This is a genomic window from Bartonella sp. HY038 (genome assembly GCF_014117425.1).
Classification (GTDB): Bacteria; Pseudomonadota; Alphaproteobacteria; order Rhizobiales; family Rhizobiaceae; genus HY038.
Window position 1 is genome coordinate 2,444,953 of record NZ_CP059725.1, and the last position, 14,478, is coordinate 2,459,430.

General features: G+C 38.5%; 11 protein-coding genes. 2 read left to right on the top strand and 9 right to left on the bottom strand.

What is annotated here, in order from left to right:
- Positions 1–7 precede the first annotated feature (7 nt).
- From H3299_RS10610 to H3299_RS10625, 4 genes are read right to left on the bottom strand one after another with little or no spacing between them, the layout of a single operon-like run.
- Positions 8–949, bottom strand: coding sequence for a phosphatidate cytidylyltransferase (locus tag H3299_RS10610; protein ID WP_182417636.1), 942 nt, complete (start codon positions 947–949; stop codon positions 8–10).
- Positions 942–1,613, bottom strand: a complete 672-nt coding sequence (locus tag H3299_RS10615) for a lysophospholipid acyltransferase family protein (RefSeq protein WP_182417637.1) — start codon at positions 1,611–1,613, stop codon at positions 942–944. Before H3299_RS10615 ends, H3299_RS10610 begins: the two co-directional genes overlap by 8 nt.
- Positions 1,601–3,316 carry a phosphatase PAP2/dual specificity phosphatase family protein gene (locus H3299_RS10620; protein ID WP_182417638.1) on the bottom strand — a complete coding sequence of 572 codons (1,716 nt, stop codon included), beginning with the start codon at positions 3,314–3,316 and terminating at the stop codon, positions 1,601–1,603. The genes H3299_RS10615 and H3299_RS10620 overlap by 13 nt, the downstream gene beginning before the upstream one ends.
- A 21-nt stretch (positions 3,317–3,337) precedes the next feature.
- Positions 3,338–5,116: a bifunctional alpha/beta hydrolase/class I SAM-dependent methyltransferase gene (locus H3299_RS10625; protein ID WP_182417639.1), complete on the bottom strand. Its 1,779-nt coding sequence runs from the start codon at positions 5,114–5,116 to the stop codon at positions 3,338–3,340.
- Between the two features lie 91 nt (positions 5,117–5,207).
- Here H3299_RS10625 and H3299_RS10630 point away from each other — a divergent pair, with 91 nt between their 5' ends.
- Together H3299_RS10630 and H3299_RS10635 are read left to right on the top strand one after the other, a co-directional pair.
- The gene (locus H3299_RS10630; protein ID WP_182417640.1) at positions 5,208–5,795 is read left to right on the top strand and encodes a CDP-alcohol phosphatidyltransferase family protein; all 588 of its coding nucleotides are present in this window, start codon (positions 5,208–5,210) and stop codon (positions 5,793–5,795) included.
- Between the two features lie 351 nt (positions 5,796–6,146).
- The gene (locus tag H3299_RS10635; protein WP_182417641.1) at positions 6,147–6,602 is read left to right on the top strand and encodes an SH3 domain-containing protein; all 456 of its coding nucleotides are present in this window, start codon (positions 6,147–6,149) and stop codon (positions 6,600–6,602) included.
- Between the two features lie 587 nt (positions 6,603–7,189).
- Here the strand turns inward: H3299_RS10635 and proP are convergent.
- The 5 genes from proP to H3299_RS10660 all read right to left on the bottom strand — a co-directional run bounded on the left by proP (position 7,190) and on the right by H3299_RS10660 (position 13,553).
- On the bottom strand, positions 7,190–8,809 hold the full coding sequence (gene proP / locus H3299_RS10640; protein ID WP_182417642.1) for a glycine betaine/L-proline transporter ProP: 1,620 nt from the start codon (positions 8,807–8,809) through the stop codon (positions 7,190–7,192).
- Positions 8,810–9,621: 812 nt separating this feature from the next.
- Positions 9,622–10,152 (bottom strand): DUF533 domain-containing protein, encoded by a 531-nt coding sequence (locus H3299_RS10645; RefSeq protein ID WP_182417643.1) that lies wholly within the window; start codon positions 10,150–10,152, stop codon positions 9,622–9,624.
- Positions 10,153–10,441: 289 nt separating this feature from the next.
- Complete coding sequence (locus H3299_RS10650; RefSeq protein ID WP_182417644.1) at positions 10,442–11,425, bottom strand: Hsp33 family molecular chaperone; 984 nt, start codon at positions 11,423–11,425, stop codon at positions 10,442–10,444.
- Position 11,426: 1 nt separating this feature from the next.
- The gene (gene argF, locus H3299_RS10655) at positions 11,427–12,344 is read right to left on the bottom strand and encodes an ornithine carbamoyltransferase (protein ID WP_182417645.1); all 918 of its coding nucleotides are present in this window, start codon (positions 12,342–12,344) and stop codon (positions 11,427–11,429) included.
- 27 nt (positions 12,345–12,371) lie between these two features.
- Positions 12,372–13,553, bottom strand: coding sequence for an aspartate aminotransferase family protein (locus H3299_RS10660; RefSeq protein WP_182417646.1), 1,182 nt, complete (start codon positions 13,551–13,553; stop codon positions 12,372–12,374).
- Positions 13,554–14,478 lie beyond the last annotated feature (925 nt).

A 14,478-nucleotide genomic window follows, 5' to 3' on the forward strand; every position in this document is an offset into this window, starting at 1 on the left:
TTTTATTTTAAGAATAAAAATATCGCGTTAAATGAAAAAATATCGGTGCGGCAAAAACAAGACTATCGGCACGATCCATCATGCCACCATGACCATGAATGATATTGCCCCAATCCTTAACGCCCTTATCACGCTTTATAGCAGAAGCAACAAGCCCGCCTAAAAAGCCCATAAGTGCACATAAGCACGCCATAAGTGCTGCAATAAGCGGTGAAAAAGGCGTTAACCAGAATAATGCTGCACCAAGAATTGAGGTTGTGGCAACACCGCCAATAAAGCCCGCCCATGTCTTGGATGGCGAAACATGAGGTGCGATGGCTTTATTGCCAAATAATTTACCAAAAACATATTGTAACACATCACTGCCTTGGACAGTGATAAGCAAAAACGCAATTAATAATAGTGGACTTTTATCATAATCTATAATCAGTAGCGTCGCTAATGCCGGTACGTAACTAAGACAATAAGTTGAAAGCATCAAACCCCATTGCAGTTCAGAAACCCGTTCCAAATATCGTTTGGTATCGCCTTTTATCGCCATCCAAGCAGCGGCGGCCAAAAAGCAATAAACGGGAATAAAAATAGTAAAAACACCATACCACTCATACCAAAGTAGAAAATATTGCAGCGGTATAACAATCAAAAATACGCCAACCAATAAACGATGATCGCTACGCGAAGTATAGACAATGGTTAAAAACTCGCGAAATGCAGCAAGCGATGCCAATAAAAACAAAATAATGACACCTTTTTTACCAAATGCAAAGGCGATGCCAATAACCAGCACCATAACCCACCAAGCATTGATCCGAGCATTAAGATTAATAAGACCAGAAGAAAGTATACCCTCATGACGTTGTTTATAACGCGCCATTAAAATAAGTGAGATCGTACTAGCAATTGCCAAAACGATGAATAGCAAGACAAACAACCATGTCATTTCAGTCATTAATTTTTACCTCTTGCAGCACATCGACATTATTTACATTTGCCAAAGCCAATAACTCATTTTGCGCGCGATTTAAAAAATCAAGCTTCATTTCACCGTCCTTGATATAAATAGGTGCGCCAAATTGTACACGACATAAGAGTGGAACTGGTATCAGCGCACCTTTTGGCAAAATGCGGGTCATATTGTCAATCCAACACGGCACTAATCGAATAGTGGGATGCGCTTTTGCTAATTGATAAAGACCCGAGCGGAAGGGCAATAGGCTATTGCCCGACATATTGCGGGTACCTTCGGGGAATATTAATAAGGAACACCCCTTATCTAGCGCACCATCCAAGGCATGCAAAGGATTATTATGGCGGTTAATTTTTTGCCGTTCTATCGTCACGACATTTAAAACATATTGCGCAATATAACGCTTAAAAAATCCGCTATTCCAATAATCTGCGGCGGCTACCGCCCGCAAATTAGGACGCAAATGGCGCGGTAATGCCGCCATAACAACAATAAGATCACCATGGCTTGCATGGTTGGCATAATAAATGGTTTGATCGCCATCAGGTTCAGTTACAAAAAAGCCCTTTACACCCGTAATCACTTTCGCAAGCCCAACAAAAACGACCGCTACCATAAGATCAAAGCTATGCTTCACATAAGCCATAGGAAAGCCTTTATTAAACTGCGATAAAACATCAAACCAGCAATGCCAATAAAACCAATGGAAACACTAACCCAAAGGCTTTTTGTCATGAGATAAATATTGTTCATTCGCTGTGTTACATCATTTGATGGCGGTGCAGCACGCAATGCTGCACGTAATAAAACGCGATCTATATTTTGGAGGCCTTCAGCAATTGTTGCAGCATGTCGTTGTTTAAAAAAGAACCAAGCATCAAACACAAGACGCAAAATTAGAAAAAAAGCATAGCCATAAATCATCAGTAAGAGAAAAAATTCCATGCCATACAACTGGTCAAAAACATAAGTATAATTAACCACATAATCATAGAGAGGCCAGATAAATAAAGCGACCAAAATGATATTGAAAAAGCAATAAAAAGCAGCAGCAGCAAAAGAAAAACCGCTATCACGCCGTTCATTTATTTCAAAAACAACCGGGCGATGTTTTTGCAATAATATTTTTGCGCTTGCCATGTCATCGGTGTATTTTTTTTCACATAAATATTTGCCAAGTACAACGGCACTGCGCTGCATACCCAAAGCACAACAAACAAGAACAGGTTCCTGCGGATTGTCGCCAATGGCGGCAACGGCTTTACTTGCTATTTTAATATCTGGCTCAACAAGGTCTAGCATCGGAAAACTATACCAATGTTTTGCCCCCATTGGTTTTTGAAACTCGCCTGTCAGATCAATAATTTTCGAAAATCGTTTCACTTGCTTGAAACTAGGAAAGCGCCCTAAATAAATATTGCCCGCAATTTCATTATATGGAGCAATATTGCGTGTCCATAACCTACTATTTATCAAAGCGCAGAGTCGAAAAGGTGCAAAGATCACTAAGGAAGCAAAACTAACATTGCCGTCTTGGCTCTTTTGAAAGACTTTTACGCCGGCCCCAACATAGCCATAACCTAAAAGCGCAAAACAAACCATTGGCCAAAGTGCCAACAAGCCCCAACCATCGGCAAACAACCAATAAGCAATATTACCACAGATGAGAGAAAGACCAAAATAAATTAACGCAATATTTTTTTGGCGAAGATTATCAATCCGCTTAAAATTGCTAAATGGCAATGCGCCCTTTTCAGGGAAAAGCCAAAGGCAAAAAACACCCAATAAAAATCCCGTTGGTATATCAATAAAATGATGTTGATAGGTTGTAAGCACGGAAATTGCGATAAGGGCGCAAAAAATATGCCATAAAACAAGCCAGATGCCGGTTAAGCGCTTACGCCACAAATCCCAAACAATGGTTAACAGTGCAATATGCAATGAGGGCGCTTGGTTATAAGGCTTATCAAAGGCCGCGAGATGATCAAAAAGCTGACCAAATAGGCCAACCGTTTCAGGCTTTATGAAACTTATTTTTAGCGGAAAGAGAATGAAGCAAGCAACAGCGATAAGCTGCGCGGTTAAATAACGCCCAGCAAGTCGGCTTACACCACCTTTATTTTTTTGAATAAACAGCGATAGACCATAAAAAATATTAAGACACCAATAAGGAATAATCGTCCAAGCTAAAAAGGGAATAGCTTTTTCCCACTGATAATAAATTTCACCGATGCCCAAATAATTATCTGCGATTAAATTGGCAAAGCCATAAGAAATATAAAAAAACGGTGCTAAAAATAACAACCACCAAAAGGCATATTTAAAAACACGTTTTTTAAAATGAATCATATAGCTTTCCCCATCAATGTTTTACCGCCGCTTTGCAATTGAAACGGTAAAGATTCCCCACTTATCGATAAGTTGCGCTTGTTTGTCAAATCCAGCATTTGCAACCAATTGGTCCATTTCCGCTTGGCTGCGCCGGCGCATGACCCAAGCTTGTCCCTCCCCATTTTTTTGGCGGTGCGAGGTTAATGCGCGTGCAATCATTTCAAGCTGCGGATGATAAGGTTGATTGGTATAGATAAGATAACCATCCTTATCCATTGCCTTTGCAAGCCCATGCAAGGATTTTGTAATAAGATCATTATCTGCAAATAATTCATAAAGACCTGATACCACCGCAATATTGGGGCGTGGTTCTATAGAGCTTAAACTTGCCTCGTCAAAAGCATCACCTTTTTCAAAACGGGCAAAGCTTTCAAAATTGCGGTCTTTGATGGCTTTACGCCCTGCTTCAATGTTAATGTCGGAATAATCGCGCAATAAAAGGGACGTCGGCTTAATCGCCAAAGTTTTAAGGCTATCCAACACATAACGTCCATGCCCCGCAGCAATATCAACCATATGGATCGGCTTATCTTCCTTGCTCAAATCACCCATTGCTTGTTGGATAAACTTCTCAATATGGATTTTGCGTTGGCGGATACCACGCCAACCAATAGCATTTAAAAAGGTTTTATCAACCATGCGACCTAATATACCTTTGCCGCGTGGCAAATCTTCATAAACATAATCAAGGGTCGATCCGGAGTCAAAACCAGTTTTTTGACCAATACCAATGCCTTTTGATAATATACCACCAAGAACAAGATTAGCGCGATAGGCAGCATAATAAAGCTCCTTTGGCTCAAATGAGCCAAGTGGCCGCGCTAATTGATCGGCTTCGCGGCGGGTGTGGCCTGTTAAATGACTTTTAGTTAAATCTGCTTTTTCATAGGGCGCGTTAAATCGTTCTTCAATAAAGCGGCGCATGTCAATTAAGGCAATATCCCTATTTTTTTCACCTAATGTATCATGATAAAAACCATCAAGAACATGGCGCTCTTTTATCGAACTGCCCAAATTTTCATAAAAAATATGTTGCGGCTTATGATGCACAACCCAATCAGCACCCGATATAAATAATTGCGTTGGTACGTATATAGCGCCAGCATCACTAACCACGCGATCTGCAACTTCATAAAGCTCTAACAAAATATTGGAAGCAATAGCCCGTGAAATGAGCGGATCTTCATCAAATGATTTGATACGTGTTGGATCATGAGAAAGAAATTTAGCTTTAACATAGGAATTAACAAAAAACTGTCCCTTTATTTTTTGCCATATTTTAATGCCCGTGCGAGCAAAAGGCACATAGAGCTTTACCTTAAAAGCTGGAGACGCCAAAATCATAGCGCGAATATTGGGTGCATAATCATGAACCCAAGCCGATGCAGTAACAGCGCCTACGCTTTGTGCAATAATTGCAACATCCTCAATTGCAATGTTGTCCTTTTTTATAGTGGAGCGAATAAAATCATCCATATCACGGATGATAGTTGCAAAATCAGGAGCAAAGCCGCGCTTACCTGTAGAATTTCCATGCCCACGCGCATCCCAAGCATAAAAATTATAATCAGGTAGTTCTAACTCATCAACCAAATGGGCCATACGCCCGCTATGCTCATGGCCACGATGAAAAAGAAAGATTGCACCTTTTGGTTTTTTATCTTTTACTGCCCAAGCAAGGTAATGTATTGTTTCACCATCAAAAGTTGTAAATTCACATTTTTCTACCGGTCTTTTTAACATATCATTTAAAGCCATGCTTGTTACCTTGCTTTTTATTGTAAATTGCATCATGAACTATCTATCTAAACTATTATCAAACCTTTATAAAAAAATAGGGCAATTTTTTGTGTCAATTTATGCTTTAAAGTCACGTTTTCAAAATTTATTGCGCCCGACCGTCATTTTTTTGGCAAAAAAGGGTATAACCGCAAATCAAGTAACGATAGCCGCATGCGTGCTTTCAGTTATACTTGGCCTTTTTTTAAGCTGGCGCGGCCCCTCACTTTGGTTTTGCTTTTTACCGCTCTGGTTGTTCATTCGTATGGCGTTGAATGCCATTGATGGTATGCTAGCACGCGAGCATAATCAACAAAGCAAACTTGGCGGCTTTTTAAATGAATTATGCGATGTTATTGCAGATAGCGCACTCTATTTGCCCTTTTGTTTTGTTGGCGCATTTGGTCAAATTGTAATGCCACTTATTATCTTTTTAGCCGTTCTATCGGAATATGCCGGAGTTATGGGGCCACTTATCGGTGGTATTCGCCGTTATGATGGACCAATGGGTAAAAGTGACCGCGCTTTTGTTTTTGGTGCATTAGGGCTGTGGGTTGGCTTAGCTGTCAACCTGCCAAGTTGGAGCATATTTATTGCTTGGCTAGTAATCGCACTACTCATTGTTACAATTATAAAGCGCGTCATCAATAATCTATAATGGCGCTATTTTAGTCCAGAAATTTATTTTCATAAAATCTAATATAATCAGTCAAAAAATATTTCTATATTTATAAAAAATCTTGAAACCTTTTTTAAGCTGCGCCGTTATCTAGGTACAAAGGCTGACAAATGGCAAATAAGCCAATCTTTACTAAAAGGCAGCTTCAACAATTAATCGAATAAACCTGAAGAATTTAACAACAGGAAGCCAATAACGCTTCCCGTTAACAGTCTAACCTTGTCAAAATTTGAAGCAAATAAGCGCGAAACGAGTTTTCGCCAATGGAGAAGCTTTGCTTAAAATTATGGGTTTGTGCGGTTCTTCCATAAAAATTAAAGGATTAAGATCATGAACCGTTTTGCAAAATCAATTATCGTTGCTTCAACTCTAGCAATTGCTGCAATCGGTAGCACTTTTACAGCACAAGCAACCACAATTTCAGCCCCTGCCTTATCATTGCATAATGCACCTGCAAATGGTGCCGCAATAACAAGCACAATTGCTAAGGGGACTGAAGTTAATGTTGGTGTTTGCAATTCAGCTTGGTGCTATGTGACTGTTGGAAATCAAAAAGGTTGGGTTGAAACCAATAAGCTTTCAACGCAATTAGCCGCTGCAAATAGCCGTGCGCGCTTAATGGCAGTTAGCGGTGGTGCAGGTGGTAGTGCTGGCGCAACAGGTGGCCGTACCGCATCTGCTGGCTTAAATATTTCAATTACTATTGTTCCTGAAAAGTCAGAAGCAAAGGCCGCGAACCTAAGCCGCATTAATGTTGCTAAAATTGCACCACAGCATTTGTGTTAAGAATTTCACAAATCCCCGTTAGCTAAAATCAAGCTAACCAATTGGCCTATCTGATTTCATGATCGATCAGATAGGTTTTTTTTGCTTCAAGATTGACTAGCCAATAGCTTTTTCGTGCAGCACTCAAAAATAATCAATCCATCAAAATTTGCTCGGAAGTAACCATAAATTCGTAAACGAAACTTAAATAACCAACTAGTCTTTTGCAATGTTCACTTAAAATAAAAGCCATATACCACTAAGAAACATATCTTTGAGGTAAATGGCTCTGTTTTAATCATATGGGTTTAGGGGCAAAACCTATTAATTTAAAGCAACAAGCCCAATAAACAGCAAAATATACAATTTTGATATAAAGAGACGGAAAGCAAAAAATGAGTGGTATACCCATTTGAGCTTTACGACAAAGTAGAGTACGGCTGTTTTTGTGTCCTTTTAAGATACAAGAAAATTTTCGCGATAACTTTGTCGAAGAGCCTTGAAAATACTTATATTTCTCAGCAGCTCTTCTCTTGTTCTCTCAAAAATTTCCTTATACCATTTCATTTAAATTAACGGGTCCTGCCCCTAATTTCATGTAAGAATTATCAGCTTAGTTTTGGATGTTGATCGATCAATTCCTGACGCTTTTCTTCCAATTCTGCGATTTTATCATCAATTGCACTGATGCTCTCTTCAACTTTGTCAAAGTGCTCCTGTTTTTTATCCTCAAGACCAGATATTTTGTCATCAATAGCATTGATATTTTCCTCGGCCTTTTCAAAATGTTCTTGCTTTTTATCTTCAAGACCAGAAATCTTATCCTCAATCGCGTTGACATTTTCTTCAATGCGATCAAAATGCTCGGCCAAAACTTGTTTAGCTTCAGAACGGGACGAGGCGACTGGTATCGCATCCATCAATGGTTGATTAGCTGTTTCATGCACTTTCATGCCAACCACTAAGCCGATTACGGCAACAACCATTAGATAGAATGCAGGCATATAAAGATTGCCTGTTTGCGCAACAAGATAAGCTGCTAAAGGCGGTGTAATGCCAGCAACCATAACGGAAATATTAAACGATATAGCTAGTGTCCTAAACCGTACTTCGGTTGGAAATAATGCTGGCAAAACAGATGCCATGACACCAATAAAACAACAAAGAATAAGCGCGAGAATAGTAAAACCCAATGCGATAAATAATACATTATGATGCTGGATTAGCCAAAAACTTGGCACAGCTAGCATAAGCAATGCTAAAGCACCACCAACGAGAAAAGGCTTACGTCCAATTTTATCGCTTAAGAACCCTACCAATGGCTGAATAAACAACATAAAAGCCATTACAATTATGATAATCAACATGCTATGATCGTAATTATAATGCAAACTTACCTCAAGATAATTGGGCATATAGGTAAGCAACATATAATAAGTAGTATTGGTAACAATCACAATGCCACAGCTCAAAACGATGTTGAGCCAATTATCCATAAAAATCTTTTTGACTGATGTTGCATTATCGCGGTCAGATTCTTCCAAATTTTGGAAAGTTGGGCTTTCATCAAGAGATTTACGTAAATAAAGGCCGATAAAACCCAAAGGTAGAGACAACAGAAACGGAATGCGCCAACCCCAGCTTTCCAAGTTTTCAGTGCCTAGCACTGCCGACAAGAGTGAAACGGTACCAGCTCCAGCCAAAAAGCCAACAATTGAACCAAAATCCAACCAACTTGCTAAAAAACCGCGTTTTTTATCGGGAGAATATTCAGAAACGAACACAACCGCACCTGAATATTCACCGCCAACTGAAAGCCCCTGAATAATCTTTGCAAGTAGCAATAAAAACGGCGCAAATAGACCAATTTTTTCGTAAGATGGTATGATGCCAATACAAAAAGTACTAGCCGACATCATAATAATAGTAAAAGAAAGAATGGATTTGCGGCCAATCTTATCGCCCAAAATACCGAAAATTGCGCCACCCAATGGTCGAAACAAGAAAGGCACAGAAAAGAGCATTAAAGTAAAAATTAGCTGCATGGTGGGCGATGCGTCGGCAAAGAACACCTTACCAATAATAACGGTTAAAAACCCATAAACACTAAAATCAAACCACTCAACTGCATTGCCAAGTCCTGTCGCCGAAATAACCTTTTTCAATTCACTATTACTAACAATAGGAATATCATCAACCTTTAACGGTTGTTGCTCTGCTTGAGACATATCTTACTCTCTAATTTTAATTACATTAAAGTGGAGTTAAAGGGAGACGCAAAAATGCAAAGTATAAGAATATAAATTCTTAAAAATGCCTACAAAATGACAAGTATTGTCAAATAGACAAATTCCCTAAGTTTCACAAATAAGCCATCTTTATAACACATTAATTTCAAAATTTCAAGTTTTTTAATTTTTTTATAAAATTATACGAAAACAGGGCTATAAGTCAGTTTCCAATATTAATTTTAATATAATTATTAAAACTCTAGCAAATTTTTAATCCGCCATATATTTATGCCGTTATAAAAAATAAAACGCCATATATTGCATTTTCAAAGATATTTATTTTCGATTAGTTTAATATTTTCAATTCGTTTGATATTTTCAATTAGTGTGAAAAATGCAAAAGTCTAGGGACATTGCAAATAAATCTAATAATAATGTCAGAATAACATATTTGATAAATATCAATGTTTTTCAATAATAAATTACAATATTATACTTATTCTAATATAATACTAAACTTATTTATATTTACTTTTGCTTCAATAATGCGTGCTTATTTTAACATCTCAATGAGAAAGTTAATTTTAAGTTTTAGCAACTTTACCATTAAATAGATTTTTTAATAACGGATATAAATACATTTATATATTCGCGCGTGCCTTTAATATAAATTCTAGCAAATTTTGTGACTATCAATGCTTCAAAACTAAGCATAAAAGCGCCAACCCAATTCCTTTTAAAAATTGCGAAAAAACACAAAAGTAATGAAAAATTCCACTTACTTTTGTGTTTTACTTGGGGCATGCAAATTAATCTTCGTTGGTTAGTTGTCCGCCGTGATTATTATGCATCAAGGTAATCATATCAAACGCAATTTTCTGTAATTCGGTGTCAGACAAGGAAATTTGCGACCGAAGCTCCAATAGATGGTCTTTTTCGTCTGATGACGATGTTAGCAAACTAGAAAAATAAGCTTTTGTGTAATAGGAGTTAGCTTTTGCTTCATCAATCACCGCATCAAGATTGATAGGGCTTTCTAAATGATCTATCAGCGATTTTTTGTAATAATCACCAAGATCCGAATTATAGATCAAATCTACAATTTCTTCTTTTTGTTCACTGCTTATGTGATGAGAGCTTTTAGCTTCATGAATTTTTGAACGCAACAAAGGAATTATAAAAAAAGCGGAGTCGAAGTTGTAAGTATCTATATCTTTGGCGTAATCGATAAGACCATTATTTGTCTCATTCACGCTAACACCATCTGACGAAGCAATATGTTGCTCCCAAAAATCCTTGCTTTGCTGCGAAGTTATATTTTTGAAAATCGATATACCCATGATCTGTATCCACCCTATTAGCTAAACAGCAATAAATAATTTGCAAAATGCTAAATTAGAACGATCGACACCGATTTGAGTTCCATAAAAAAATTATTTTATTTATTATATTTGTATTAAAAAATAAAAGTTCGATACCGCAATTTACTGTGTACCTTTTCGTAAAATATGAATAAGCAGCATAGAAACTAAAATGGGCGTTGCCTACAGGTAACGCCCATTTTAAAATTCTCAACAAAGTAGTTTTTCAAACCCGTAAATAAAATAAATCTGAAGATTAGCGAAAAAATTAACTCTTCAAAAAATCTGCAGGATCAAAATCATAATGAGTAGAGCAAAACTCACAGGTGACCGATATTTTACCATCTTCGGTGCTATCGGCGATTTCTTCCGCACTCAAAGTACTTAATACATCATAAATCTTCTCGCGTGAACATGAGCAATCATCAATAATAGTTGTTGCTTCAAATACGCGCACCCCTTGTTCATGGAACAAGCGATACAGCAAACGCTCTGAAGGAACATCAGGATCGGTCAATTCATCACTTTCAACCGTATTGACCAAAGCTTCCACTTCTTCCCAATGAGCTTCTTGATGCTTCTTTTGTTCTCCTGCATCTTCCCCCATCTGCAAAGTAGATTGTGGCAAGAACTGCACCAATAAACCACCAGCGCGCAATGACACACGTGCTTTACCATTGCTGTCACGGTCATGCAACTCGGCAACGGCAAGGCGCACTTGCGTTGGAATTTGCTCTGATTGCCTAAAATAATTCACTGCAATTTCTTGCAAATTAGAACCATCGAGCGCAACAATACCTTGATAAAGCTGCATATTTGCACCTTGATCAACAGTTAGAGCCATGGTGCCCTGCCCCAACAGCTCTTCAGGCGAGGTTTTATTTGCGGCAATTGCATCATTTAGCGCATCTTCATCAAAGCGGGCATAGGCTCGCAAATTAGCTGGCGTTGTATAATCGCAGACCAAAAGGTTAACAGGCCCGTTAGAGCTTGTCTGCACAATTAACTTACCTTGAAATTTTAGTGAGCTACCAAGTAAAATAGTAAGCACCATAACTTCGGCCAATAGTTTTGAAACTACTGAAGGGTAGTTATGACGATCAAGAATGGAATTAAGCGAGGCGCCCAGTTGCACAGCCCGACCGCGTGCATCAAGGCGTTCAACCTCAAAAGGCACGACTGCATCATCACCGGCAAAAACATAATCGCCTATTCTTACTTCTTCATCTCTAAATTCTGATTTTTGTGTCAACTTATGACTCCATACACCATTTTATAATGGCTTTTTGTGCGTGCAAACGGTTTTCTGCTTCATCAAAAACAACAGAATGAGGACCGTCAATCACACCATCAACGACTTCTTCACCACGATGGGCTGGCAAACAATGCATAAATAATGCATCAGGTTTGGCAAGCGCCATCAAAGCTTCATTGACTTGATAAGGCATGAAGATTTCATTTTCACGAGCACGAAACTCTTGCCCCATGGAAACCCAAGTATCGGTTACGATGCAATCTGCATCTGTTGCCGCTTTTTGTGCATCTCTTGTCAACTCAATATCGCAGCCGCGCTCCAAGGCCCAATCCACAAATTTTTGCTGTGGTTCGCTTCCCTCTGGCGTTGCTATGCGCAGCTTGAATTTAAGAAGTGTTGCCGCTTCAATCAAGGAGTGAAGAACATTATTACCATCGCCCATCCAAGCAAAGGTCTTCCCTTCAACTGGGCCACGATGTTCTTCAAAGGTCATGATATCAGCCAGAATTTGGCAAGGATGGGTATCATCAGTCAAGCCATTAATAACAGGAACGCCTGCATATTGAGCCATTTCCAGCATACGATCATGTGTCGTTGTGCGGATCATGATGATATCAACAAAACGTGAAATAACTTGCGCTGTATCTGCAATGGTTTCACTATGGCCTAACTGCATTTCAGAACCGGTTAACATCAAAGTCTCACCGCCCAATTGCCGCATGCCAACATCAAAAGAAATTCGGGTACGCGTTGACGGCTTTTCAAAAATCATTGCCAAAACTTTTTCTGCCAAAGGTTTTGTACGGCGGCCTGCCTTTAATTCAGCCTTCATAAATTTGGCATCATCTAAAATAGCGCGTAAACCCTCCCCGGAAAAAGCGGAAAGATCGGTAAAGCTACGAATATTATCAACCATTTTTTATTAATTTCCCTGAATTTTTGCTTATTTTAGATGATTAAGGGCTGCTTCAACCCGTTGTAACGCATCGCGTATTTCTTCAGCCGTAACATTTAGTGGTGGCAAGAAACGTACAATATTACCACCAGCACCAACGGTTAATAATTTTTCTTGGCGTAATGCAGCAATAAGATCCGTATTAGGGATCACGCAATGTAAACCAGTCAATAGGCCTTTACCACGCACATCATCAACAATATGAGGATAGGTATCAATTATGGCAACTAGGCCTTGCTTTAATTCATTAGCCATAAGATTAACATGATCAAGAAAGCCCGGACTCAATATAATATCAAGCACTGCATTGCCGGCCGCCATAGCGAGTGGATTACCACCAAAGGTCGAGCCGTGACTACCTGCTGTCATTCCCTTTGCCGCTTCGCTAGTTGCAAGACAAGCCCCAACCGGAAAACCACCACCAATACCTTTGGCAATTGCCATAATATCAGGTGTAACACCTGTCCACTCATAAGCAAATAATTTGCCCGTTCGACCAATGCCACATTGCACTTCATCAAAAATAAGCATTAAACCGTGTTCATCACATAATGCCCGCAACATCTGCATTGTTTCATTGGGCACAGGACGCACACCACCCTCACCCTGCACCGGCTCAATTAAAATGGCGGCGGTTTCATGATTGATAGCTGCTTTAAGTGCGTCATTATCACCAAATGGCACTTGATCAAAACCCTGCGCCTTTGGCCCAAAACCCTCAAGATATTTTTCTTGCCCACCAGCAGCTAGGGTTGCTAGGGTGCGACCATGAAAAGCCCCTTCAAAAGTAATAATGCGATAACGCTCAGGATTCCCGCTAACGTAATGATAGCGCCGTGCAGTTTTAATCGCACATTCAATCGCTTCAGCACCTGAATTGGCAAAAAATACCTTTTCAGCAAAGCTTGCATCGCAAAGACGCTGTGCTAATTTTTCCTGCAATGGATTTTCAAACAAATTGGAAAGATGCCAAACCTTTTCAATCTGCCGTTTCATAGTTTCAACCAAATGGGGATGATTATGACCAAGGACGTTAACCGCCACACCAGACGTAAAGTCTAAATATCGATCGCCTTCTTGCGTATAGAGCCATGGCCCTTCTCCTCGCTCAAAGCGCAAATTGATACGAGCAAATGTATCATAGAGCGGTGAGGCATCAGGCGTTTTCATATTTTTTAGTCTCCAACTGTTTAAAATTAATTATAATAGCGGTCTTGATCTTGACCTAAAAGAAAACTGACACATGTTAATAGATTGATAAATTGGGCAACCAATATCCATGTAATCAAGCGTTAAAATCACTATTGTGCCCGATAGATAAAATGTCAATCAGGCATTAAAAAAAGGAGGAAAGAAGTTAGAACTTTTTTGATTTTTCCATAAAATATGATCAAGATGCACCTTACAGAACACAAATTTTAGTAAACATCATAGGTTGCGTGCTAAAATATAATTGATAAATTTTCATCTAATCAGTTTTATTTTTGGGAACATATCAAAACTCAGTTAATTATAAAAAGTGCTACAGCCGCAATAATTTCTAATATCGCAATATAAATATGATAATTTTATTGATGCGATACGCCTATCTTTTTATAAATCAACTTCATAATTTTACAGAGATTTTATGCTGTAGCGCTAATTTAAATCCTGTAAATGCAAATTGACGATTGCAAAATAAGGGATGAACCCCTATTTAAAGTTCACTTAGTAAACAAAAAGCACTTTTTCAATTTCAAAAACTAAAAAGCTTTGATAGTGAGGGAGCAAATATTTGTTTTAAGATGTTTTTAAACAGCTAATTTTGGGTAAAGATGCAAATGTATAATCAATTTGTTATGTTTTGCGCATTTGATATGTATCAACATGACAATAATTTGTGGCAAAATTTATCAAACTTGACCAAAACCAAATGAAAGCTGTGAGATATAAACAAGACATCTTGCCTTGAAGTCCTACAATATGTAGCTTAAGATTAATATAACCACATATAGTGGTGCATTTGGATTACTTACATAACATATGGTTAGCACGATAAATCAAACTTGGAGCACTGCCCAATTTGGGGATTTTATTTTGTTTAACATTCAATATG

Excerpts from the sequence above, each read along its gene's own strand:
- H3299_RS10610 (WP_182417636.1), bottom strand. The coding sequence starts at position 949 with ATGACTGAAATGACATGGTTGTTTGTCTTGCTATTCATCGTTTTGGCA.
- H3299_RS10615 (WP_182417637.1), bottom strand. The coding sequence starts at position 1,613 with ATGGCTTATGTGAAGCATAGCTTTGATCTTATGGTAGCGGTCGTTTTT.
- H3299_RS10620 (WP_182417638.1), bottom strand. The coding sequence starts at position 3,316 with ATGATTCATTTTAAAAAACGTGTTTTTAAATATGCCTTTTGGTGGTTG.
- H3299_RS10625 (WP_182417639.1), bottom strand. The coding sequence starts at position 5,116 with ATGGCTTTAAATGATATGTTAAAAAGACCGGTAGAAAAATGTGAATTT.
- H3299_RS10635 (WP_182417641.1), top strand. The coding sequence starts at position 6,147 with ATGAACCGTTTTGCAAAATCAATTATCGTTGCTTCAACTCTAGCAATT.
- proP (WP_182417642.1), bottom strand. The coding sequence starts at position 8,809 with ATGTCTCAAGCAGAGCAACAACCGTTAAAGGTTGATGATATTCCTATT.
- H3299_RS10645 (WP_182417643.1), bottom strand. The coding sequence starts at position 10,152 with ATGGGTATATCGATTTTCAAAAATATAACTTCGCAGCAAAGCAAGGAT.
- argF (WP_182417645.1), bottom strand. The coding sequence starts at position 12,344 with ATGGTTGATAATATTCGTAGCTTTACCGATCTTTCCGCTTTTTCCGGG.
- H3299_RS10660 (WP_182417646.1), bottom strand. The coding sequence starts at position 13,553 with ATGAAAACGCCTGATGCCTCACCGCTCTATGATACATTTGCTCGTATC.